Origin of the sequence: Micromonospora matsumotoense (assembly GCF_050951065.1) — a bacterium.
GTDB lineage: Bacteria > Actinomycetota > Actinomycetes > Mycobacteriales > Micromonosporaceae > Micromonospora > Micromonospora matsumotoensis.
Map to the genome: position 1 here is coordinate 2,142,206 of NZ_CP192025.1, position 25,581 is coordinate 2,167,786.

Genomic DNA, 25,581 nt, shown 5'->3' on the forward strand with positions numbered 1-25,581 from the left:
GCCGCCGCGACCGGTTCCCCTACCGGTCGCGGCGGCCTCGCCGTGATCGGGCGCCGCAAGCCGACACACCGAGCCGGGCGTCGAACCCGGAGACCTAGTGGAGCGTGCCATGAGCGAGTCCGTGAACCCCACCGGTGCCGAGCCCGACGCGCTGTCGGCACTGCGGCGACGGCTGGAGGGCCGCACGGCCGACGAACAGGGCCGGGCGCTGACCGCCCTGGTCCGGGAGCAGGCCCGCGACGTGCTGCGGACCGTACTGCCGGACGGTCCGGACGCCGTCGAGCCGGGCCGTCCGTTCCGTGACCTGGGCTTCGACTCGCTCGCCGCGGTGGAGCTGCACCGTCGGCTCACCCTGGCCACCGGCCTCGACCTGCCGGTCACGTTGGTCTTCGACCACCCGACGCCGCAGGCGGTCGGACGGCTGCTGCGGACGCTGCTCGGCGGCGACGCCGCACCCGCCCCGGCCGCCGCGCCGCTGCGCCGTGCCGCCGCCGACGACGAGCCGATCGCCGTGGTCGGCATCGGCTGCCGCTACCCCGGGCACAGCACCTCGGCCGACGACCTGTGGCGGCTGGTCTTCGAGGGTCGGCATGTGATCTCCGACTTCCCGACCGACCGGGGCTGGGACACCGAAGGGCTCTTCGACCCGGACCCGGGCAAGCCCGGCAAGACCTACGTCCGCCAGGGTGGCTTCCTGGAGGGGGCGGCCGAGTTCGACGCGGACTTCTTCGGCATCAGCCCGCGCGAGGCGATGACGATGGACCCGCAGCAGCGGCTGGTGCTGGAGACCGCCTGGGAGGCGTTGGAGGACGCCGGCATCGACTCGGCGTCGCTGCGCGGCAGCCAGACCGGCGTCTTCATCGGCGCCGAGCCGCAGGAGTACGGCCCCCGGCTGCACGAGGCTCCGGAGGGCCTGGACGGCTACCTGCTCACCGGCAACGCGCCGAGCGTGGTGTCCGGCCGGCTCGCCTACACCTTCGGCTTCGAGGGGCCGACCTTGACCGTGGACACCGCCTGCTCGGGTTCCCTGGTCGCCCTGCACCTGGCCTGCCAGGCGGTGCAGCGCGGGGAGTGCACGACCGCGCTCGCCGGTGGCGTCGCGGTGATGGTGCACCCGGGCGCGTTCACCGCGTTCAGCCGGCAGCGGGGTCTCGCCCCGGACGGGCTGTGCAAGCCGTTCGCGGCGGCGGCCGACGGCACCGGCTGGGCCGAGGGCGTCGGCATCCTGGTGCTGGAGCGGCTCTCCGACGCCCGCCGCAACGGCCACCGGGTGCTCGGGGTGATCCGTGGGTCGGCGATCAACCAGGACGGCGCGTCCAACGGGTTGACCGCGCCGAACGGGCCGTCCCAGCAGCGGGTGATCATGTCCGCGCTGGCCTCGGCCGGCCTGGCCCCCACCGACGTCGACCTGGTCGAGGCGCACGGCACCGGCACCCGGCTCGGCGACCCGATCGAGGCGCAGGCGATCATCGCCACCTACGGCCGGGAACGCCCCGCCGACCGGCCGCTCTGGCTCGGCTCGCTGAAGTCCAACATCGGTCACTCGCAGGCCGCCGCCGGGGTGGCCGGGGTGATCAAGGTGCTGATGGCGATGAAGCACCGGTTGCTGCCGCGTACCCTGCACGTCGACGCGCCCACCCCCAACGTGGACTGGTCCGCCGGCACCGTCGCGCTGCTCACCGAGGCCCGCGAGTGGGACGCACCGGACCGGCCGCGCCGCGCCGGGGTCTCCTCGTTCGGGGTCAGCGGCACCAACGCGCACGTCATCGTCGAGGAGCCCCCGGCGGTCACCGACGAGGCCGTCGCCGCCGTGCCGCAGCTGCCCAGCGAGGTGCTGCCGGTGGTGCTCTCCGCCCGGGGCCGGGCGGCGCTGCGCGACCAGGCCGCCGCGCTGCTCGCTCTCGTCGACACCGACGAGGACGCCCCGGAGTTGCTCGACGTCGCCTACTCGCTGGCGACCACCCGTACCGCGTTGGAGCACCGGGCGGTGCTGGTGGCCCGGGACCGGGCGGGCGTCGTCCGGGACCTGGCGGCCCTCGCCGCCGGGGGCGGTGTGCCCGGCGTACACCTGGGGCAGGCGACCGGCGGTGGGCTCGGTTTCCTCTTCACCGGGCAGGGCAGCCAGCGGCTCGGCGCCGGGCGGCAGCTGTACCGCAGCTACCCGGTCTACGCCGCCGCCTTCGACGACGCCTGCGGCTGGCTGGACCTGCAACTGGACGTGCCGCTGGCCGACGTCCTCTTCGCCGAGCCCGGCACCGCCGAGGCGGCCCTGCTCGACCAGACCGCCTACACCCAGTGCGCGCTGTTCGCCGTGGAGGTGGCCCAGTTCCGGCTGTTGGAGTCCTGGGGGATCCGGCCGGACCTGCTCGCCGGGCACTCGATCGGTGAGCTGGCCGCCGCCCACGTCGCCGGGGTGCTCTCCCTGGAGGATGCCGCGCTCCTGGTCGCCGCGCGCGGCCGGCTCATGCAGCAGCTCCCCGCCGAGGGCGCGATGATCTCGGTGCAGGCCACCGAGGAGGAGGTCCGCCCGCTGCTGGCCGGCCGCGAGGCGCAGGTGGGCCTGGCGGCGGTGAACGGCCCGACCTCGGTCGTGGTCTCCGGTGACGAGGCCGCCGTGCTGGAGGTGGTCGCCGCCCTCGCCGCCGCCGGGCACAAGACGAAGCGGCTGCGGGTCAGCCACGCCTTCCACTCGCCGCTGATGACGCCGATGCTCGCCGAGTTCGGCCGGCTCGCCCACGTGCTCAGCTACCGGCCGCCGACCATCCCGATCGTCTCCACGGTCACCGGCCGGCCGGTGCTCTCCGGCGAGCTGTGCGACCCCGAGTACTGGGTGCGGCACGTCCGCGACAGCGTCCGGTTCGCCGACGCGGTCCGGGCGATGGCCGACGAGGGGGTCGGCACCTTCCTCGAACTCGGGCCGGCCGGTGTGCTCTCCGCGATGGGTCCGGCCTGCCTGGCCGAGGACGCCGACGCGGTCTTCGCCCCGCTGCTGCGCGCCGACCAGGACGAGGAGACCGACGTCGTCTCCGCCGTCGCCCGCGCCCACGTGCGGGGGGTGCCGGTGGACTGGACGGCGTTCTTCGCCGCGCGCGGCGCCCGTCAGGTGGCGCTGCCCACGTACCCGTTCCAGCGTCGCCGGTTCTGGATGGAGTCCGGCGGCGGCAGCGCCGACGCGACCGGCTTCGGTCAGCTCGCCGCCGGTCACCCGCTGGTCGGCGCGGTCGTCGGCCTGGCCGGCGGCGACGGGGTGGTGCTCACCGGCCGGGTGTCGCTGCGCAGTCACCCGTGGCTGGCCGACCACACCATCTCCGGGGTGGCGCTGCTGCCCGGCACCGCCTTCGTGGAGTTGGCGATCCGTGCCGGCGACCAGGTCGGCTGCCCCACCGTGGAGGAGTTGACCCTCGAGGCCCCGCTGGCGCTCGACGAGCACGGCGTCGCCCTCCAGGTCGTCGTCGGCGCCGCCGACCCGGCCGGCCGCTGCCCGGTGGCCGTCTACTCGCGCCCCGACCGGTCCGGCCCGGACGCGCCCGACAGTCAGCTCTGGACCCGGCACGTCAACGGCTTCCTCGCCCCGGAGGCCGCCGACGCCGGGCAGCCCCTGACCGAGTGGCCGCCGCGCGACGCCCGCCCGGTCGACCTGACCGGCAGCTACGCCGAGCTGGCCGGCCAGGGCTACGGCTACGGCCCGGTCTTCCAGGGCCTCAAGGCCGTCTGGCGACGCGGCACCGAGGTGTACGCCGAGGTCGCGCTCCCCGCCGAGAGCCGGGCCGACGCCGCCCGGTTCGGCCTGCACCCGGCGGTGCTGGACGCCGCCCTGCACGCCATCGACGCGGCCCGTCGGGGCGAACCCGCCGACGACGAGGTGCGCATCCCGTTCGCCTGGACCGACGTCACCCTGCACGCCGCCGGCGCGGCCGAGGTGCGGGTCCGGATCGCCCCCGCGGCCGGGGACAGCGTGTCGGTGACCCTCGCCGACGCCACCGGCGCACCGGTCGCCTCGGTGCGGTCGTTCGTCTCCCGGCCGGTCTCCACCGCCCAGCTCACCGCCGCCCGGGGCGGCTACCACGAGCGGCTGTTCCGGCTGGAGTGGACGAAGCTGGGCCAGCGGCCCGCCCCGACGGGCACCCCCCGCTGGGTGGTGCTCGGCGACGAGCGGATCGGCACGGCCCCCCGGCACGCCGACCCGGCCGCGCTGGGTGCGGCGATCGACGCCGGCGCCACCGCCCCCGAGTGGGCGTTCGTCGGCGTCACCTCCGAGGACGTCCGGACCGCCACCGCCGGGGCGCTGGAGATCCTCCAGCAGTGGCTGGCCGACGCGCGGCTGGCCGGCACCCGGCTGGTCTTCGTCAGCCGGGTCGACGACCTCTCCACCGAGGCGGTCTGGGGCCTGGTCCGGGCCGCCCAGACGGAGAACCCGGACCGGTTCGTCACCGTCCGGCTCGCCGACGCCCCGACGCCGTTGCTGGCCGCCGCCCTGGCCACCGGCGAACCGGAGCTGCGGCTGCGCGACGGCGAGATCAGTGTGCCCCGGCTCGCCCGGGTCGCCACCACCTTTGCCACCGGGACCGCAACGACCGCTGCCGCCACCACCGGTGCCGACGACGTCTCCGCCGGGGTCGACCCGAGCGGTACCGCTGCCGGTATCGGCTGGCCGACCGACGGCACGGTGCTGGTCACCGGCGGCACCGGCGGGCTCGGCGCGCACGTCGCCCGGCACCTGGCCGGGCAGCACGGCGTACGCCACCTGCTGTTGACCAGTCGTCGTGGGCCGGCGGCGGCCGGCGTGGCGGAGCTGCGCGGGGAACTGGAAGCGGCCGGGGCGACCGTCGAGGTGGCCGCCTGCGACGCGGCCGACGCCGACGCCCTGGCCGCGCTGCTCGCCGCCGTCCCGGCCGACCGGCCGCTGCGGGCGGTGGTGCACGCCGCCGGCATCGTCGACGACGCGACGATCGGCTCGCTCACCCCGGACCGGCTCGACGCGGTGCTGAAGGCCAAGCTGGACGGCGCGGTCAACCTCGACGCGTCGACCCGCGACGCCGACCTGACGGCGTTCGTGCTCTTCTCCTCCCTGGCCAGCCTGCTCGACTGCGCGGGGCAGGGCAACTACGCCGCCGCGAACGCCACCCTCAACGCGCTGGCCGTCGCCCGCCGGGCCGAGGGCCGGCCCGCCGTCGCGCTCACCTGGGGGCTGTGGACCGGGGACAGCGGGATGGGCGGCCAGCTGGACGCCGCCGCCCTGCAACGCATCGAACGCTCCGGCATGCCCGGCCTCAGCCCGGCGGAGAACCTGGCCCTGCTCGACGCGGCGCTCGGCGTCGACGAGCCGGTGCTCGCCCCGATCCGGGTCGACCTGACCGCGCTGCGCAACCGGCCGGAGGGTGTGCCGGCGCTGCTGCGTGGCCTGGTGCCGCTGCCGGCGCGACGCAGTGCCCAGGCGGCCGGTCCGGCCGACGCCACGCAGGGCCTGGCCCGGCGGTTCGCCGCGCTCAGCCAGGCCGAGCGGGACCGGTTCACCCTCGACCTGGTCCGCGAGCACGTCGCCGCGGTGCTCGGGCACGACAGCGCGGACGCGATCGAACCGCGCCGGGCCTTCAACGAACTGGGCTTCGACTCGCTGGCCGCGGTCGAGCTGCGCAACCGGCTCAAGGCGGCCACCGGGCTGCGGCTGCCGGCGACCCTGGCGTTCGACTACCCGACCCCGGCGGCGCTGGCCGAGTTCGTGGTCTCCACCGTGCTGGGCACCGGCGCGGACGTGGCGACGCCGGAGCTGGCACCGGCCTCCTTCACCCAGGAGCCGATCGCGATCGTCTCGATGAGCTGCCGCTTCCCCGGTGGGGTGGCCACCCCGGAGCAGCTCTGGGAACTGCTCGACGGCGGGGTCGACGCGGTCTCGTCGTTCCCCGCCGACCGGGGCTGGGACCTGGTCGGCATGTACGACCCGGAGCCCGGCAAGCCCGGCCGGACGTACTCGATGGAGGGTGGCTTCCTCTACGACGCGGCCGACTTCGACGCGGACTTCTTCGGTATCAGCCCGCGCGAGGCGGTGGCGATGGACCCGCAGCAGCGGTTGATGCTGGAGACCTCGTGGGAGGTGCTGGAGCGGGCCGGGATCGACCCGACCTCGCTCAAGGGCAGCCCGACCGGCGTCTTCGCCGGCGTCATGTACCACGACTACGCGCTGCGGCTGCACCAGGTGCCCGACGACCTGGCCGGCTACCTGGGCAACGGCAGCCTCGCCAGCATCGTCTCCGGCCGGGTGGCCTACACCCTGGGGCTGGAGGGGCCGGCGGTGTCGATCGACACGGCGTGCTCGTCGTCGCTGGTGGCGATCCACCTGGCGGTGCAGGCCCTGCGGGCCGGGGAGTGCTCCCTGGCGCTGGCCGGCGGCGTCACCGTGATGTCCACCCCGGACACGTTCCTCGACTTCAGCCTCCAGCGTGGCCTGGCCAAGGACGGCCGGTCGAAGTCCTTCGCCGCCGGGGCCGACGGCACCGGCTGGGGCGAGGGCGCGGGCATGGTGCTGCTGGAGCGCCTCTCCGACGCCCGGGCCAACGGTCACCAGGTACTCGCCGTGATCCGGGGTTCGGCGACGAACCAGGACGGCGCGTCCAACGGCCTGACCGCGCCGAACGGCCCCTCCCAGCAGCGGGTGATCCGGCAGGCCCTGGCCTCCGCCGGTGGCATCCCGGCGACCGAGGTGGACGTGGTGGAGGCGCACGGCACCGGCACGGCGCTCGGTGACCCGATCGAGGCGCAGGCGTTGCTGGCCACGTACGGGCAGGGTCGGCCGGAGGACCGGCCGCTCTGGCTCGGGTCGATCAAGTCGAACATCGGGCACACCCAGGGTGCGGCCGGGGTGGCCGGCGTGATCAAGATGGTGCTGGCGATGCGCAACGACCTGTTGCCGCGCACCCTGCACGCCGACGAGCCCTCGCCGCAGATCGACTGGTCGGCCGGGGAGGTGCGGCTGCTCACCGAGCCGCAGCGGTGGCCGGCGCTGGACCGACCGCGTCGGGCCGGGGTGTCGTCGTTCGGGATCAGCGGCACCAATGCCCACGTCATCATCGAGCAGGCGCCCCCGGCGGAGGAGGAGCCCCCGTCGGCCGGGGTGACCGCGCCGGTCGTCCCGGCGGTGCTGCCGTGGGTGCTGTCCGCGCGCTCGGTGGAGGCGTTGCGGGCGCAGGCCGGCGGGGTCGCCGGCACGGGTGCGGGCCTGGACGTGGCGTATTCGTTGGCGACGACGCGGGCGGCGTTGGAGCGCCGGGCGGTGGTGGTGGCCGCGGCGGGCGAGGATGCGGTCCGCGCCCTGCGGTGCGTGGCGGAGGGGGCCGACTCGGCCGACGTGGTGTACGGCTCGCCGTCGGTCGGGAAGCTGGCGGTGCTGTTCACCGGCCAGGGCGCGCAGCGGTGGGGGATGGGCCGTGAGCTGGCGGCGGCGTACCCGGTGTTCGCCGACGCGTTCGCGCAGGTGTGCGCGGAGGTGGACGCGAAGCTGGACCGGCCGCTGCGGGAGGTGCTCTACACCGGGCCGGAGGTGGCCGACGCGGCGCTGTTGGACCAGACCGTCTACAGCCAGGCGGCGCTGTTCGCCATCGAGGTGGCGTTGTTCCGCCTGCTGGAGTCGTGGGGGGTCCGGCCCGACATGGTGGCCGGGCACTCGATCGGCGAGGTGACGGCGGCCCACGTGGCCGGGGTGCTGTCGTTGGCTGACGCGGCGACCCTGGTGACGGCGCGGGGCCGGCTGATGCAGTCGATGCGGGAGGACGGCGCGATGGTCGCCGTCGAGGCGTCCGAGGCGGAGGTGCGTGCCGCGCTGGCCGGCCTTGAGGCGCGGGTGGGCGTCGCGGCGGTGAACGGGCCCCGTGCGGTGGTCGTCTCCGGTGACGCCGAGGCGGTGGAGTCGGTCGCCGCAGGTCTGCGGGGTCAGGGGCGGCGGACGAAGCGGCTGCGGGTGAGTCACGCCTTCCACTCGCCGCACATGGAGCCGATGCTGGCGCAGTTCCACGAGGTCCTCTCCGGTCTGGTGTTCGCGCGGCCGCAACTGCCGGTGGTGTCCAACGTGACCGGTGCGGTGGCCGACCCCGAGGAGTTGCGCGACCCGGGCTACTGGGTGCGGCACGTACGGGAGTCGGTGCGCTTCGGCGACGGGGTGGCCGCCCTCCAGGCGGCGGGCGTCACCACGTTCCTGGAGGTGGGCCCGGACGCGGTGCTGACGGCGATGGGCCGGGACTGCGTCACCGACGAGGACGCGGTGGCCCTGGTGCCGGTGCTGCGGGCCGGCCGGGACGAGCCGACGACCCTGCTGACCGCCCTGGCGACCCTGCACACCCGGGGCGTCCCGGTGGACTGGCGGGCCTGGTTCGCGCCCACCGGCGCCCGCACCACCGCACTGCCCACCTACCCCTTCCAGCGCCGTCGCTACTGGATCAACGCCACCACCGCGGCGACCGACGTGGCGTCGGTGGGCCTCGGGGCGGCGGGCCACCCGCTGTGGGGCGCGTCGGTGTCGATGGCCGAGTCCGGCGAGGTGCTGTTCACCGGCCGGTTCTCCGTGGACACCCACCCGTGGCTGGCCGATCACGCGGTCGCCGGCACGGTGCTGCTGCCCGGCACCGGCTTCGTCGAACTCGTGCTGCACGCCGGGGGCCACGTGGGCCTCGGGCACCTCGAAGAGTTGACCCTGCACGCCCCGCTGCTGCTGCCCACGGGCGGCGCGATGCAGGTCCAGCTGCTGATGACGGCCGCCGACGAGGCGAACCGCCGTACCGTCAGCGTGCACTCGCGTCCCGAGCACGCCGACCCGGACCTGCCGTGGACCCGGCACGCCACCGCGGTGCTCGCCGACACCCCGGCCGTCCCCACCTTCGACCTGACCGCCTGGCCGCCGCCGGGCGCGGTGCCCGTGCCGGTGGACGGCTTCTACGACGATCTGGTGGCCCAGGGGTACGAGTACGGCCCGGTGTTCCAGGGCGTGCAGGCCGTGTGGCGGGCCGGCGAGACGGTGTACGCGGAGGTGTCGTTGCCGTCGGACGCGCACGCCGACGCGGCGCGGTTCGGCCTGCACCCGGCGCTGCTCGATGCGGCGCTGCACGCGGTGGGCATCGGCGAGGAGGTGGCTGCGGACCGGCCGCCGTCGGTGCCGTTCGCGTGGACGGAAGTGACGCTGCACGCCACCGGCGCGACCGCCCTGCGGGTGCGGCTCACTCCGCTGGGCACCGAGGCGGTGGCCCTGCACCTGGCCGATCCGACGGGAGCACCGGTCGCCGAGGTCGGTGCGTTGGTGTCCCGGCCGGTGCAGCTCGCCGCAGGGACCGCCGCCGACGGCAACCTCTACCGCGTCGACTGGACCCCGGTGCCGACGCTCACCGCCGCGGCCACCTCCTGGGCGTACCTGGAGGACCTTGGCGACGACGCGCCGGAGCTGGTGATCACCCGGCTCACCACCCCGGCGGCCGGCGACCCGTCGGCCACCCCGGACGGTGCCGTCGACGTCGAGTCGGCGTCGCGGGCCACCGCCGTGGCGACGCTCGGGCTGCTCCAGCGCTGGCTGGCCGACCCCCGGTCGGCGGAGTCCCGGCTGGTGGTGCTGACCAGCGGCGCGGCCGACGGGGTCACCGACCTGGTCCAGGCCCCGGTCTGGGGTCTGGTCCGGGCCGCGCAGGCGGAGAACCCCGGCCAGTTCGTGCTGGTCGACGCCGCCCCGGAGACGTCGGTCGAGGACATCGTCGCGGCGGTGGGCACCGGCGAGCCGGAGCTGTCGGTGCGCGACGGGCAGGTACGGGTGCCACGGCTGGCCCGCGCCGCCACCGGCGACACCGGCTGGCGGGCGGAGGGCACGGTCCTGGTGACCGGCGGCACGGGCGTGTTGGGCGCGCTGGTCGCCCGGCACCTGGTCGCCACGCACGGCGTCCGCGATCTGGTCCTGGCCTCGCGGCGGGGGCCGGCGGCGCCGGGCGCGCTGGAGCTGCGCGAGGAACTGGCCGGTCTCGGTGCCGCCGTCGAGGTGGTCGCGTGTGACCTGACCGACCGGGGGGCCGTCGCCGCCCTGGTCGACGGGATTCCCGGGTTGGCGGCGGTGGTGCACACCACCGGCATCCTCGACGACGGGTTGGTGACCTCGCTGACCACGGCGCAGTTCGACGGCGTGTGGCGGGCGAAGGCCACCCCCGCCTGGCACCTGCACGAGTTGACCCGGGACCGGGAGCTGTCGGCGTTCGTGCTCTACTCCTCGGCCGCCGGCGTGGTGGACGGCTCCGGGCAGGGCAACTACGCCGCGGCGAACGTGTTCCTCGACGCCCTGGCCGAGCACCGGCGTGGGCTCGGCCTCCCGGCGACCTCGTTGGCCTGGGGGCTGTGGGAGGAACGCAGCGGGATGACCGCACACCTCGGCGAGGCCGACCTGGCGCGGATGGCCCGCTCCGGCATCCTGCCCATCAGTTCCGCACAGGGGCTGGCGCTGCTGGACGCGACGGTCGCCACCGGCGAGCCGACGTTCGTGCCGATCCGGTTGGACACCGCCGCGCTGCGCGCCCAGGGCCAGTCGATGCCGGCCCTGTTCCGGAGCCTGGTCCGGCTCCCGGCCCGGCGGGCCGCCGAGGCGGGCCGGACGCCGGCCGGCGGGTCGGCGCTGCAACGGCGGCTGACCGGTCTGACCGACACCGAGCAGCGGCGTCTGCTGCTCGACCTGGTCCGGGCCGACGTGGCCGCGGTGCTCGGTCACGACAGCCCGGCCACCGTGGAACCGGCCCGGGCGTTCCGGGAGATCGGCTTCGACTCGCTGGCCGCCGTGGAGCTGCGCAACCGGCTCAACACCGCCACCGGACTGCGGCTGCCGGCCAGCCTGGTCTTCGACTACCCGAACCCCACGGTGCTCGCCGACTACCTGCACACCCGGCTCCTCGGCGCGGTCGCCCCGGTCGCCCCGACCGTCGCCACCGCGATCGCCGACGACGAGCCCGTCGCGATCGTCGCGATGAGCTGCCGCTTCCCCGGTGGTGTCCGCAGCCCGGAGGAGCTGTGGCAGCTCCTCGTCGACGGGACGGACGCCATCTCGCCGTTCCCCACCGACCGCGGCTGGGACCTCGACAACCTGTACGACCCGGAGCCCGGCAAGCCCGGCAAGACGTACTCGATGGAGGCCGGTTTCCTGCACGACGCGGCCGACTTCGACCCCGACTTCTTCGGCATCAGCCCGCGCGAGGCGGTGGCGATGGACCCGCAGCAGCGGCTGCTGCTGGAGACCTCGTGGGAGGCGCTGGAGCGGGCCGGCATCAACCCCACCTCGCTGCGCGGCAGCCTCACCGGCGTGTTCGCCGGCGTGATGTACCACGACTACGCCAGCCGGCTGCCGGAGGTGCCCGAGGACCTGGTGGGTTACCTGGGCAACGGGAGCATGGCCAGCGTGGCCTCGGGGCGGATCTCGTACACGCTGGGGTTGGAGGGTCCGGCGGTCAGCGTCGACACCGCCTGCTCGTCGTCGCTGGTGGCGATCCACCTGGCGGTGCAGGCGCTGCGGGCGGGGGAGTGTTCCCTCGCCCTGGCCGGCGGCGTCACGGTGATGTCCGCCCCGGACACCTTCGTGGAGTTCAGCCTCCAGCGCGGGCTGGCCGCCGACAGCCGGGTCAAGTCCTTCTCGGCCGGTGCGGACGGCACCGTGATGTCCGAGGGCGTCGGCATGCTGCTGCTGGAGCGGCTCTCCGACGCCGAGCGGCACGGTCACCACGTGCTCGCCGTGGTCCGTGGTTCGGCGATCAACCAGGACGGTGCGTCCAACGGGTTGACCGCGCCGAACGGCCCCTCCCAGCAGCGGGTGATCCGGCAGGCCCTGGCGGCGGCCGGCGGCATCCCCACCACCGAGGTGGACGTGGTGGAGGCGCACGGCACCGGCACCTCCCTCGGTGACCCGATCGAGGCGCAGGCGTTGCTGGCCACCTACGGGCAGGACCGTCCCGGGGACCGGCCGCTCTGGCTCGGGTCGATCAAGTCGAACATCGGGCACACCCAGGGTGCGGCCGGGGTGGCCGGCGTGATCAAGATGGTGCTGGCGATGCGCAACGGGCTGCTGCCGCGCACGCTGCACGTGACCGAGCCCTCGCCGCAGGTCGACTGGTCGGCCGGCGACGTGCAGCTGCTCACCGAGCCGCAGCGCTGGCCGACGGTGGACCGGCCGCGTCGGGCCGGGGTGTCGTCGTTCGGCATCAGCGGCACCAACGCCCACGTCATCATCGAGCAGGCGGCCCCGGCCGAGGAGGCCCCGGCCGACGCCCCCGAGCCGGAGATCCTGCCCTGGGTGCTGTCGGCCCGCACCGACCAGGCGCTGCGGGAGCAGGCCGGGCGGGTGGCAGCCGTCGCCGAGAGCGACACCGCACGGCCGGGTGACCTCGCGTACACGCTGGCGACCGGGCGGGCGCTGCTGGACCGGCGGACGGTGCTGGTCGGCGACCGGGCCGAGTTCGTCGCCGGGGCGCGCGCCTTCGCCGAGAACGGCACCGCCCCCGGGGTGCTCCAGGGCGGCACCGTCTTCGTCTTCCCCGGGCAGGGCTCGCAGTGGCTGGGCATGGCGGTGGAGCTGCTGGACTCGTCGCCGGTGTTCGCCGAGCGGATCAACGAGTGCGGTGCGGCGTTGTCGGAGTTCGTGCCGTGGCGGTTGACCGACGTGCTGCGGGGGGTGGAGGGCACCCCGTCGGTGGACCGGGTGGACGTGGTGCAGCCGGTGTTGTGGGCGGTGATGGTGTCGCTGGCCGGGCTGTGGCGCTCGTACGGCGTGGAGCCGGACGCGGTGATCGGTCACTCGCAGGGTGAGATCGCCGCCGCCGTGGTGGCGGGCGGTCTGTCCTTGCGTGACGGTGCCGCGGTGGTGGCGTTGCGGAGCCTGGCCATCGCGGAGGACCTGGCGGGGCGGGGCGCGATGGCCTCCGTCGGCCTGCCCGAGCGGGCGGCGGCCGAGCGGCTGACCGGCTACGCCGGGCGGATCTCCGTCGCCACCGTCAACGGCACCTCCTCGGTGGTCGTCTCCGGCGACCCCGACGCGGTCGACGACCTGGTCGCCACCCTCACCGCCGAGGGGCACCGGGCCAAGCGGGTCAACGTGGACTACGCCTCGCACTCCGCCCAGGTCGAGCTGATCGAACAGCGGCTGCTCGACGTCCTCGCCGGGATCACCCCCCGGGCGTCCCGCGTGCCGTTCTACTCGACGGTCACCGCGGGGGTGCTCGACACCGCCGGGTTGGACGCGCGGTACTGGTACACGAACCTGCGGCAGACGGTGCGGTTCGAGGAGACCACCCGGGTCCTGCTCGCCGCCGGCATGCGGACGTTCCTGGAGTGCAGCGCCCACCCGGTGCTGACCATGGGTATCGAGGAGACCGCCGCCGACGGGGGCGTCGAGGTGGCCGCCGTCGGCTCGCTGCGCCGTGGCGAGGGTGGTCTGCGACGGTGGCTGACCTCGCTGGGTGAGGCGTTCAGCCGGGGCGTCGCGGTGGACTGGTCGCCGGTGCTGCCGGCGCGTCCGCGCGGCGAGGTGCCGTTGCCCACCTACCCGTTCCAGCGCCGCCGGTACTGGATCAACGCCACCGGCAGCACCGCCGACCTCGCCGCCGCCGGGCTCGGTTCCGCCGGTCACCCGCTGTGGGGCGCCGCGATCGGCATGGCCGAGTCGGGTGAGGTGCTCTTCACCGGGCGGATCTCCCTGGACACCCATCCGTGGCTGGCCGACCACGCCGTCAACGGCACGGTGCTGCTGCCCGGCACCGGCCTCGTCGAACTGGTGCTGCACGCCGGTGACCACGCCGGTGTCGGCCACCTCGACGAGCTGACCCTGCACGCTCCGCTGGTCCTGCCCGCGCAGGGTGCCGTCCAGGTGCAGCTCCTGCTGGGCGCTCCCGACGACGCCGGCCGACGCGCGGTGACGGTGCACTCCCGGCCGGAGCACACCGAGAGCTGGGTCCGGCACGGCACCGGAATCCTCTCCGCCGACACCACCGACCCCGCGTTCGACCTGACCGCCTGGCCGCCGCCGGGCGCGGTGCCGGTGCCGACGGCGGGTCTGTACGACGACCTGATGGCCCAGGGCTACGAGTACGGGCCGATGTTCCAGGGCGTGCAGGCGGCGTGGCGGGCCGGCGACGTGGTGTACGCCGAGGTGGCCCTGCCGGAGGAGGCGCACGCGGACGCGGCCCGGTTCGGGTTGCATCCGGCGCTGTGGGATGCCGCCCTCCAGGCGGTGGGTATCGGCGAGCCGGTGCCCGCGGGTCGGCCGCCGTACCTGCCGTTCGCGTGGACCGACGTCACCCTGCACGCCACCGGGGCCACCGCCCTGCGGGTCCGGATCACCGCCACCGGGCCGGAGTCCGCCACCCTGCACCTTGCCGACCCCGACGGGGCCCCGGTGGCCGTCGTCGGTGCCCTCGTCTCCCGTCCGGTCCAGCTCAGCGCCGCCGCCCCGACCGACGGCGACCTCTACCGCATCGACTGGACGACCGTCCCCACCGGCACCGCCACCGAGTCGTGGGGCTACCTGGAGGGGATCGGCCTCGGCGTCCCCGACGTCGTGCTCGCCCCGCTCTCCCCGGCCGGCGACGACACCGACCCGGCCACCGCCGCCCGGAGGGCGGTGGGGGAGACCCTCGCCCTGCTCCAGTCCTGGCTGGCCGACCCGGCGCAGGCCGCCGCCCAGCTGGTGGTGGTCACCCATGGTGCCGTCGACGGCGGCACCGACCTGGCCCACGCCCCGGTCTGGGGTCTGGTGCGGGCCGCACAGGCGGAGAACCCGGGCCAGTTCGTGCTGGTGGATGCCGACCCGGAGACGCCGGTGGAGGAGATCCTGGCGGCGGTGGGAACCGGTGAGCCGGAGCTGTCCCTGCGGGCCGGGCAGGTGCGGGTGCCGAGACTGGCCCGGTTCGCCGGCTCCGGCGAGGTATGGCGGGCCGAGGGCACCGTCCTGGTGACCGGCGGCACCGGTGTGCTGGGTACGCTGGTGGCCCGGCATCTGGTCGCCGGGCACGGCGTCCGTGACCTGGTGCTCACCTCGCGGCGGGGGCTCGCCGCCCCCGGCGCGGCGGAACTGGTCGACGAGCTGACCGCCCTGGGCGCGACCGTCGAGATCGTCGGCTGTGACATGGCCGACCGGGACGCCGTCGCCGCCCTGCTCGACGGCATCCCCACCCTGACCGCGGTGGTGCACACCACCGGTGTCCTCGACGACGGGCTGCTGGCCACCCTGACCCCGGCGCAGCTCGACTCGGTCTGGCGGGGCAAGGCCGACCCGGCCTGGCACCTGCACGACCTCACCCGCGACCGGGATCTCAGCGCGTTCGTGCTGTTCTCGTCGGCCGCCGGGGTCATCGACGGGGCCGGGCAGGGCAACTACGCCGCCGCGAACGTCTTCGTGGACGCGCTGGCTGCGCACCGGCGTGCGCTCGGTCTGCCCGCCACCTCGTTGGCCTGGGGGTTCTGGGAGCAGCGCAGCGGGATGACCGCGCACCTCGGCGACGCCGACGTGGCCCGGATGGCCCGCTCCGGCGTCCTGCCGATCAGCTCCGACCAGGGCCTGGGCCTGCTCGACGCGGCGGTCGCCGCCGCCGAGCCGGTGCTGGTGCCGATCCGGTTGGACACCGCCGCGCTGCGTGCCCAGGGGCAGCAGATGCCGGCGCTGTTCCGGGGTCTGGTCCGGCTGCCCGCCCGCCGGGCGGCGGCCGTCGGGGCCGCCCCGGTCACCGGCTCCGGACTCCAGCGGCAGCTCGCCACCCTGGGCGTGGACGACCAGCGGCGTCTGCTGCTCGACCTGGTCCGGGCCAGCGTCGCGGCGGTCCTCGGCCACGACAGCGGCACCGCCGTCGAACCGACCCGGGCGTTCAAGGAACTCGGCTTCGACTCGCTCGCCGCCGTGGAGCTGCGCAACAAGCTGAACACCGCCACCGGGCTGCGGCTGCCCGCCACCCTGGTCTTCGACTACCCGAACCCCACCGCGCTCGCCGACCACCTGCACCACACCATCGTCGGCGGCCCGGTCGACGTCCGGTCGGCCGACGCGCCCCGCCCGGTGGCCGACGAACCCATCGCGATCGTCGCGATGAGCTGCCGCTTCCCCGGTGGTGTCCGCAGCCCGGAGGAGCTGTGGCAGCTCCTCGTCGACGACGGGGACGCCATCTCGGCGTTCCCCACCGACCGGGGCTGGGACCTCGACAGCCTCTACGACCCGGAGCCCGGCAAGCCCGGCCGGACGTACTCCCTGGAGGGTGGTTTCCTCTACGACGCGGCCGACTTCGATCCCGACTTCTTCGGCATCAGCCCGCGCGAGGCGGTGGCGATGGACCCGCAGCAGCGGCTGCTGCTGGAGAGTTCCTGGGAGGCGCTGGAGCGGGCGGGCATCGACCCGACGTCGCTCAAGGGGAGCCCGACCGGCGTCTTCACCGGCGTGATGTACCACGACTACGGCAGCCGACTGCCGTCCGTACCGGACGAGCTGGCCGGCTACCTGAGCAACGGCAGCATGTCCAGCGTCGCGTCGGGGCGGATCTCGTACACCCTGGGGTTGGAGGGTCCGGCGGTCAGCGTCGACACCGCCTGCTCGTCGTCGCTGGTGGCGATCCACCTGGCGGTGCAGGCGCTGCGCGCCGGGGAGTGCTCGCTGGCGCTGGCCGGTGGCGTGACGGTGATGTCCACCCCGGGCACGTTCGTCGAGTTCAGCCTCCAGCGGGGGCTGGCCGCCGGCGGCCGGTGCCGGTCCTTCGCGGCCGGCGCGGACGGGACGGCGATGTCCGAGGGTGTCGGCATGCTGCTGTTGGAGCGGCTCTCCGACGCCGAGCGGCACGGTCACCACGTGCTCGCCGTGGTGCGGGGTTCGGCGATCAACCAGGACGGTGCGTCCAACGGGTTGACCGCGCCGAACGGCCCCTCCCAGCAGCGGGTGATCCGGCAGGCGCTGGCCGCCGCGAACGTCGCCCCCGAGCAGGTGGACCTGGTCGAGGCGCACGGCACCGGCACCACCCTGGGCGACCCGATCGAGGCGCAGGCGTTGCTGGCCACGTACGGGCAGGGGCGGCCGGAGGACCGGCCGCTCTGGCTCGGGTCGATCAAGTCGAACATCGGCCACACCCAGGGCGCGGCCGGGGTGGCCGGCGTGATCAAGATGGTGCTGGCGATGCGCAACGGGCTGCTCCCCCGCACCCTGCACGTGGACGAGCCGTCCCCGCAGGTGGACTGGTCCGCCGGAGCGGTGCGGCTGCTCACCGAGCCGCAGCGGTGGCCGGCGCTGGACCGGCCGCGTCGGGCCGGGGTGTCGTCGTTCGGGATCAGCGGCACCAACGCCCACATCGTCATCGAACAGGCACCCCCGGAGCAGGACGTCCCGGCCGAGGTCGACGTGACGGTCGCCCCGTCCGTCCTGCCGTGGCTGCTCGCGGCCCGCTCGGACGAGGCGCTGCGCGCCCAGGCCGACCTGGTCGCCGGCACCGGCGCCAGCCTCGACGTGGCGTACTCGCTGGCCACCACCCGGGCGGCGCTGGAACGCCGGGCCGTGGTGGTCGCCGCCGCCGGGGACGACGCGGTGCGTGCCCTGCGGGAGATGGCCCAGGGGAGCGACGGCAGCGAGGTGGTGCGGGGCGTCCCCGTCGCCGGCAAACTGGCCATGCTCTTCACCGGTCAGGGTGCCCAGCGCCTCGGCATGGGCCGCGAGCTGGCCGCCGCGTACCCGGCCTTCGCGGAGGCGTTCGCAGAGGTCAGCGCGCACCTGGACGCGAAGCTCGACCGACCGCTACGGGAGGTGCTCTACACCGAGCCGGACGTGGCCGACGCGGCCCTGCTCGACCAGACCGTCTACAGCCAGAGCGCGCTGTTCGCCATCGAGGTGGCCCTGTTCCGCCTGCTCGACTCGTGGGGGGTCCGACCCGACCTGGTCGCCGGGCACTCCATCGGCGAGGTCGCCGCGGCCCACGTCGCCGGGGTGCTGTCGCTGCCCGACGCCGCCACCCTGGTCACCGCGCGCGGCCGGCTGATGCAGAACATGCGCGAGGACGGCGCGATGGTGGCCGTCGAGGCGTCCGAGGCGGAGGTACGCGGGGACCTGGCCGGCCGCGAGGCGGAACTGGGCATCGCCGCGGTCAACGGGCCGCAGGCGGTGGTGATCTCCGGTGACCACGACGCCGTGGGCGCGATCGCCGACGGTTGGCGGGCCCGGGGTCGCCGGATCAAGCGGCTGCGGGTCAGCCACGCGTTCCACTCGCCGCACATGGAGCCGATGCTGGCCGAGTTCCACGAGGTTCTCGCCGGCCTGACCTTCGCCCCGCCGAGGGTGCCGGTGGTGTCCAACCTGACCGGCCGGCTCGCCGACCCCGACGAGATCCGCGACCCCGGCTACTGGGTGCGGCACGTCCGGGAGGCAGTCCGGTTCGGCGACGGGATCACCACCCTGGAGGCCGAAGGCGTCACCACGTACCTGGAGGTCGGCCCGGACGCGGTGCTCACCGCGCTGGCCCGGGACTGTGTCACCGGCACCGACGGCGTCGCCCTGGTGCCGGTGCTGCGGGGCGGCCGGGACGAGGCGACTACCCTGCTCACCGCCCTGGCCACCCTGCACACCAGGGGCGTGCCGGTGGACTGGCGGGCCTGGTTCGCGCCGACCGGCGCCCGGGTCACCGAACTGCCGACGTACCCGTTCCAGCGTCGCCGGCTCTGGTTGGACGCGGCGGCGGACGGCGGCGGCGACGTGCCCGGCCTCGGCCAGCGCCCGGCCGCCCACCCGCTGCTCGGCGCGGTGGTCGGGTTGGCCGGCGTCGACGGCACCGTGCTGACCGGCCGGCTCTCCCTGCGGACCCACCCGTGGCTCGCCGACCACGCCCTCGCCGGGACGGTGCTGCTGCCCGGGACGGCCTTCGTCGAGCTGGCGGTCCGCGCCGGTGACCAGGTCGGCTGCGGCCTGGTGGAGGAGCTGACCCTGGAGGCTCCGCTGACCGTTCCCCCGCGCGGCGGGGTGGACCTTCAGGTCGTGGTCGGGGCGCCCGACGGGACCGGCCGTTGCCCGGTCACCGTGCACTCCCGCCCGGCGGACGGCGTCGACGGGTGGACCCGGCACGCCACCGGCGTGCTGGCTCCGGCGGCGTCCACCGTCCCGGCCGCACCGGTCGGCGACACCTGGCCGCCGGCCGGCGCCACCCCGGTCGACCTGGACGGGCGCTACGACCGGCTCGCCGATGCCGGTTACCACTACGGCCCGCTGTTCCAGGGCCTGCGGGCCGCCTGGCAGCGCGGCGACGAGGTGTACGCCGAGGTGTCGCTCCCTGAGGACGCCTGGTCCTCGGCTGCGCGGTTCGGTCTGCACCCGGCGCTCTTCGACGCGGTGCTGCACGCCCTCGACCTGGCCGAGGGGGACCAGCCCGACGACGGTCGGCTGCAGGTGCCGTTCGCCTGGCGCGGCGTCGCCCTGCACGCCACCGGTGCCACGGCGCTGCGGGTCCGGCTGACCCGGACCGGTCCGGAGGAGGTCGCCTTCGAGCTGGCCGATGCCGGTGGTGCCCCGGTCGCCTCGGTCGCCGCGCTGGTGGTCCGGCCGCTCGCGGCCGACCAGCTCGGTGTGGCGCGGGCCGCCCACGGCTCGGCGCTGTACCAGCTCGACTGGGTGCCGGTGCCGACCGGGGAGGCCGGGTCCGCCGACCGGACGGTGGTGCTCGGCGACGGCGACCTCGGCCTCGGGGTGCCCCACCACCCGGACCTGGCCGCGCTCGCGGCCGACATCGAGCGGACCGGGGACGCGCCGCAGACCGTCGTGCTGCCCTGGCGGGCCCTGTCGGACTCGACGGTGCCGGCTGCCGCCGGGGCGCTGGACCTGGTCCAGCGGTGGCTCGCCGACGACCGGTTCAGCGGGTCGCGGCTGGTCCTGGTGACGACCCGCGCGGTCGCCACCAGCGACGGTGAGGACCTGCCCCGGCCGGTGGACGCGACCCTCTGGGGTCTGGTCCGGGCCGCCCAGGAGGAGAATCCGGGCCGGTTCGTCCTGGTCGACGTCGATGGCGTGGACCCGGCCGGGCTGCGCGCGGCCCTCGCCGCCGGTGCCGAGCCGCAACTCGCGGTACGCCCCGGCGGGCTGCTCGCGCCCCGGCTCGCGCCGCTGCCGGTGCCCGCCGGTGAGCTGCCCGCCGGCCCGGACCCGGACGGCACCGTGCTGGTCACCGGCGGCACCGGCGGGTTGGGCCGGCTCGTCGCCGAACACCTCGTCGCCCGGCACGGCGTACGGCGGCTGCTGCTGGTCAGCCGGCGCGGCCCGGCCGCGCCCGGTGCGGACGAGCTGGTGTCCCGGCTGACGGCGGCCGGTGCGGAGGTGACGGTGGCCGCCTGCGATCTGGCCGACCGGTCGGCGGTGGCCGCCCTGCTCGACACGGTGCCCGCCGCGCACCCGCTCACCGGGGTGGTCCACGCGGCCGGCGCGCTCGACGACGGTCTGCTGCCCGCGCTGACCCCCGAGCGGCTGGCGGCGGTGGTGGCCCCCAAGGCCGAGGCCGCCCGTCACCTGCACGAACTCACCCTGCACCTGCCGTTGCACTGGTTCGTCCTGTTCTCCTCGGCGGCGGCCACGCTCGGCGCGGCCGGCCAGGCCAACTACACCGCGGCCAACGCCTACCTGGACGCCCTCGCCCAGCACCGCCGGGCGCACGGCCTGGCCGGCACCTCGTTGGCCTGGGGTCTGTGGGCCGAGTCGGGCAGCGGGATGACCGGCCACCTGGGCGAGGCGGACCTGCGGCGGATGGCCCGGTCCGGGGTGACCGCGTTGTCCACCGTCGACGCGCTGGCCCTGTTCGACGCCACCACCCACCCCATCCCGGCCCTGGCACTGCCGGTACGCCTCGACCTGGCCGCGTTCCGGGCCCGGGCCGAGGGGGTGCCGCCGGTGCTGCGCGGTCTGGTCCGCGCCCCGGCGCGGCGGGTGGCGGCCGGTGCGGTGGCCGGGGAGCGGTCGCTGGCCGACCGGCTCGCCGGTCTGCCGGCGGAGGAGGCGGACCGGTTGGTCACCGAGCTGGTCCGGAGTCGGGCGGCCGAGGTGCTCGGCCACGACCGTCCGCACGTCGTCGACATGGACAAGGGCTTCCTGGAGTTGGGCTTCGACTCCCTGGCGGCGGTGGAGTTCCGCAACAGCCTCGGTGCGGCCACCGGGCTGAGGCTGTCGGCGACGCTCATCTACGACCACCCGAGCCCGGCGGCGGTGGCCCGGTTCGTCCGGACGGAACTCTCCGGTGACCTGCCGGGCACCCCGTCGCTGGAGGCCGAGCTGGCCCGGTTGGAGGTGCTGCTGGACGGCACCGTGCCGGACGACGCGGAGCGGGGTCGGATCACCGTCCGGCTCCAGGCGTTGATGGCCCGGTGGAACACGGCGTACGGCACGGCCAGTGTGGAGCCGGCGGCCCGGGATCTGGCGTCGGTGTCCGCCGACGAGCTGTTCGACATCCTCGACGACGAACTGGAGGCGTCGGACTGACCCTCCGGCTGTCGGACCCGAGGTCCGCCGACACCCACGGTGGCCGGCGGACCTCGGGCTTCCTACCCGGTAGAGGGTGGGTATTTGTCCACCTTCGGCGTGGGTCCATGACCGTATCGCGTTACCGCCCGACCTCGTACGGTAGTGGTCGGACGGGGTGGACGGGCCGGTTCGCCGCAGGTGCCACCAGGTGGACGCGGAGAGGTAGGGAGGATGCGGGTGCGACTCGAACAGGGGATCATCGCGAAGGTCACCCGGAGTGGGCAGCTGGAGCTGACCTCCGAACGGGACGGACTGCGATACCGGTTCGGGGCGACCGCCGCGGCCATGTGGATCGCGTTGCAGCAGCAGGGCGGCTCGGCGGAGCGCGCGGCTGGCGTCCTCGCCCGGCAGTGGGCGGCCGATCCGGCGGCCACCCGGCGGGACGTCGACGTCTGGGTGGAGGACATGCTCCGCGCCGGTCTGGTGCGGGTGGAGTGATCGGGTGGCCGGAGACGACCCCTATCCGGGCCCCTGTTCCGGTCCGTCACCCGCAAGGGGGCACTGCTCCGGAGGTCAGTCTCCGGCGGTGTCGTGGACCGCGCCGATGATCAGCCGCAGCGCCGCGGCCAGCTCCTTGCCGGAGGGGGCGGCCTCGGGGTCGAGCAGCCGTTGCACCGTCAATCCGATCATCAGCGCAAGGAGGAACGAACCGATGGCCTTGCGGGTCTCCTCGGTGACGTTCTCGCCGCCGCTCTGGAGGACGAAGGCGGCCAGCGCCGGGCGGGCCCGGGTGTAGCTCTCGGCCAACTGCTCCCGCAGCACCGGTAGGTGCTCGGCCAGCGCGAACGCCTCGATCCCGGCGACCCAGAGCGGCCGGTGCGAGCCGAAGGACTCGACCAGACCGGTCCACATCGACTCCAGCCGGTCCATCAGGTCGGGTTGCGTGCCGTCGCGCAGCACCCGGTCGATCTCGACGCCCCACTCCTCGAACGCCTGGACCAGGGCTGCGGTCAGCAGCGCCTCCTTGGAGCCGAAGTGGTACCCGATCGACGCCAGGTTGGTGTCCGAGGCGGCGACGATGTCACGGGCGGTAGTGCGTGTGTAGCCGCGTTCGTAGAGGCAGACTCTGGCCCCTGCCAGCAGGCGTTCCCGATGACCCACGGGCGTCACCCTACTCGGAACCACCCCCTAATTCACCCACCGGATGTATACGCTTGTATATAACCGGTGATAGCTTTCGGCCATGGCTACAGCGCAGGCAAAGGCCGGCCGTCGCGAGTGGATCGGCCTCGCGGTACTCGTCATGGTGACACTGATCATCAGCATGGACATGACCGTGCTGTCGTACGCCCTGCCGTTCATCACGGCGGACCTTGAGCCGACCAGCAGCCAACTCCTCTGGATCACCGACGTCTACGCCTTCGTGCTGGCCGGCCTGCTGATCCCGATGGGAACGCTGGGGGACCGGATCGGGCGCCGTCGGCTGCTGATGATCGGCGCGGCGGTGTTCGGTGCGGCATCCGTGGCCACGGCCCTCTCCACCAGTCCCGGCATGCTGATCGGGACCAGGGCGGTGATGGGTGCCGCCGGTGCGACCCTCATGCCGTCGACCATGTCGTTGATCCGCAACATGTTCCACGACGAGAACGAGCGTCGGGCCGCGATCGGGCTCTGGGCGGCCGGCTTCTCCGCCGGTAGCGTCATCGGTCTGGTGGCCGGCGGAGCCCTGCTCCAGTACTTCTCCTGGGGCGCCGTCTTCGAGATCAACGTGCCGATCATGCTGCTCCTGCTGATCCTGGCCCCCCTGTTGCTGCCCGAGTTCCGCGATCCGGCGGCCGGGCGGTTCGACCTGATCAGCACGGTGCTGGCCTTCGTCGCGGTGCTGCCGACGGTCTGGGGCATCAAGCAGTTCGCCGAGCACGGGGCGGACTGGCCCCCGGTGGCCGGCGTGGTCGGCGGGCTGGTCTTCCTGACCGTCTTCGTATGGCGGCAACGGCGTCTCGCCGACCCGGTGATCGACGTTCGGCTGTTCCGCGCACCGGCGTTCAGCGCGGCGGTGGTGATGAACGTGCTCGCCAACTTCGCGCTGGTCGGTTTCATGTTCTTCATCAGCCAGTACCTCCAACTGGTGCTCGGGCTGCGCCCGTTCACCGCCGGGCTGTGGTCGCTGCCGGCCGCCGCCGCGGCGGGCATCGGCGCGGCGGTGCTGGCCCCGATGCTGGCGCAGCGCTTCCGGCGGGCCTACGTCGCGGCCGGTGGTCTGCTGGTGGGGGCGGCCGGCTGCCTGGTGCTCGCCCAGGTCGGCGACGCGGCGGGACTGGCCCAGGTGGTGGCCGGTCAGGCGCTGATGACCGGTGGCGTCGCGATGGTCCTCACGTTGAGCGCCGAGCTGATCGTCTCCACCGCGCCGCCGGAGCGGGCCGGTGCCGCTGCCGGGCTCTCCGAGACCGGCAGCCAGTTGGGTGCGGCGCTCGGCGTCGCGATCCTCGGCAGCATCGGCACGTTCGTCTACCGGCAGCAACTCTCCGGTGCGGCACCGGACGGGGTGTCGGCGGATTCCTGGGCCACCGCCCGGGAGACCCTGGGTGGCGCGGTCGAGGAGAGCCGCGGGCTCGCCACCGTCGCGGCGGACACGCTGGTGGCGCTGGCGCGCGCCGCCTTCGCCGCCGAGCTGCGGGTCGCCGCGGTCGTCGCCGCCGGCATCCTGCTGGTGACGGCGGTGCTGGCCGCTGTGCTGCTGCGCAATGTGGGCGCGTCGGTGCCCGGACAGGACACGTCGGGTGGGTCGGGCGACCCCGCCACCCCGTCGGCCGCCACCCCGCCACCCGCCGAAGGGGCTGTCGACACCGAAGCCGACGCCGCCACGGCCGACGCCGCGCCTGTTCCGGCCGGCGCGGTGCCGGTCGGCCGGGTCGCCGAGGGCGCCGGCCCCGCCGGTGGCGTGCCCGGCCCCGAGGTCCGGATCGGACCGGTCCCGGCCCCTCCGGCCAGCACCCGGCCGGCCCACCCGGTGGCCTGACCGCACCGTTGAGCCGGGGTGGCGTTCCCGCGCAGGGGCGGGAACGCCACCCCGCGGCCGACCGGCTCCGCCTCCTCACGCCGCTGCCGGTGCCCCGATGGGCCGTCTGCCCCCTTGCCGCGCTAGGGGGCAGACGCCCCGCTTAGGGGTTGTCCCGTTCTCCCGGTGTTCCTACGCTCGCTTCGTCAGTGGGCGCCGGCACCGCAGCGAGCTTGTTGGCGTGCCGGCCGAGGCACCGCCGGCCCGGGAACCTCCGGCTGCGGGCGTGCCCGCGGCGTCGATCCCCAGAGGACCAGTGATGACGGCAACGCTAGAGAACGACCTGTGGGTACGGCGGTTCCACCCGTCGCCGTCCAGCGCGATCCGGCTGGTGGCGCTGCCGCACGCCGGTGGCTCGGCCAGCTACCTGTTTCCGGTCTCCCGGGCCCTCTCGCCCGCCGTGGAGGTGCTGGCGATCCAGTACCCCGGCCGGCAGGACCGTCGACACGAGCCGGTGCTGGACACCGTCGCCGACCTGGCCGACGGGGTGTTCGGCGCGCTGCAGCCGTGGCTTGACCGACCGGTGGCGCTGTTCGGCCACAGTATGGGTGCGGTGCTCGCCTACGAGGTGGGACTGCGGTTGCAGCGGGAGACCGGCCGGCCGCCGGTACGGCTGTTCGCCTCCGGCCGCCGGGCCCCGTCCCGGGTCCGCGACGAGCGGTACGTGCACACCCGCGACGACGCCGGGGTACTGCGGGAACTGGCCCGGCTCAGCGGGTCGGACCCGCGGGTGCTGGGCGACCCGGAGTTGCTGCCGATGATTCTCCCCGCGGTGCGCGGGGACTACAAGGCGGTGGAGACCTACCGGGCCGACCCGGAGCAGCGGTTGGCCGCCCCGATCACCGTACTCACCGGCGATGCCGACCCGGTGACCACCCTGGACGAGGCGGACGACTGGCGTCGGCACACCACCGGCGAGTGCGACGTACGGGTGTATCCGGGCGGGCACTTCTACCTCAACGACCATGCCGCCGACGTGATCCGGCTGATCGCCACCGAGTTGGCGTCGCTGCCGCCCGGCGAGCCGACCGGCTGATCCCGACGACGACACAGGGGGCACCGGCCACGGTGCCCCCTG

Annotated in this window: 5 protein-coding genes; 4 read left to right on the forward strand and 1 reads right to left on the reverse strand. The window is 75.0% G+C overall.

Features of this window, described 5'->3' with window-relative positions:
• The first annotated feature begins 121 nt into the window (after positions 1 to 121).
• Together ACQP1S_RS09620 and ACQP1S_RS09625 are read left to right on the forward strand one after the other, a co-directional pair.
• Entirely contained in the window at positions 122 to 21,463 is a 21,342-nt protein-coding gene (locus ACQP1S_RS09620; RefSeq protein WP_432907926.1) for an SDR family NAD(P)-dependent oxidoreductase, read from the forward strand.
• Between the two features lie 213 nt (positions 21,464 to 21,676).
• Complete coding sequence (locus tag ACQP1S_RS09625) at positions 21,677 to 21,943, forward strand: PqqD family peptide modification chaperone (RefSeq protein ID WP_432905363.1); 267 nt, start codon at positions 21,677 to 21,679, stop codon at positions 21,941 to 21,943.
• Positions 21,944 to 22,018: 75 nt separating this feature from the next.
• Here the strand turns inward: ACQP1S_RS09625 and ACQP1S_RS09630 are convergent, their stop codons facing one another.
• Entirely contained in the window at positions 22,019 to 22,606 is a 588-nt protein-coding gene (locus ACQP1S_RS09630) for a TetR/AcrR family transcriptional regulator (protein WP_091253921.1), read from the reverse strand.
• Positions 22,607 to 22,688: 82 nt separating this feature from the next.
• Between ACQP1S_RS09630 and ACQP1S_RS09635 the strand changes: the two genes are divergently transcribed.
• A complete protein-coding gene (locus tag ACQP1S_RS09635; RefSeq protein WP_432905366.1) occupies positions 22,689 to 24,464 on the forward strand; it encodes an MFS transporter in 1,776 nt (591 codons plus the stop codon).
• A 298-nt stretch (positions 24,465 to 24,762) separates the two neighbouring features.
• Positions 24,763 to 25,539: a thioesterase II family protein gene (locus ACQP1S_RS09640; protein ID WP_091253916.1), complete on the forward strand. Its 777-nt coding sequence runs from the start codon at positions 24,763 to 24,765 to the stop codon at positions 25,537 to 25,539.
• The last annotated feature ends 42 nt before the right edge of the window (positions 25,540 to 25,581 follow it).

What these genes read in the sequence shown, in the direction of transcription:
- ACQP1S_RS09625 (WP_432905363.1), top strand. Translation starts at nt 21,677, where the DNA reads ATGCGGGTGCGACTCGAACAGGGGATCATCGCGAAGGTCACCCGGAGT.
- ACQP1S_RS09635 (WP_432905366.1), top strand. Translation starts at nt 22,689, where the DNA reads ATGGCTACAGCGCAGGCAAAGGCCGGCCGTCGCGAGTGGATCGGCCTC.
- ACQP1S_RS09640 (WP_091253916.1), top strand. Translation starts at nt 24,763, where the DNA reads ATGACGGCAACGCTAGAGAACGACCTGTGGGTACGGCGGTTCCACCCG.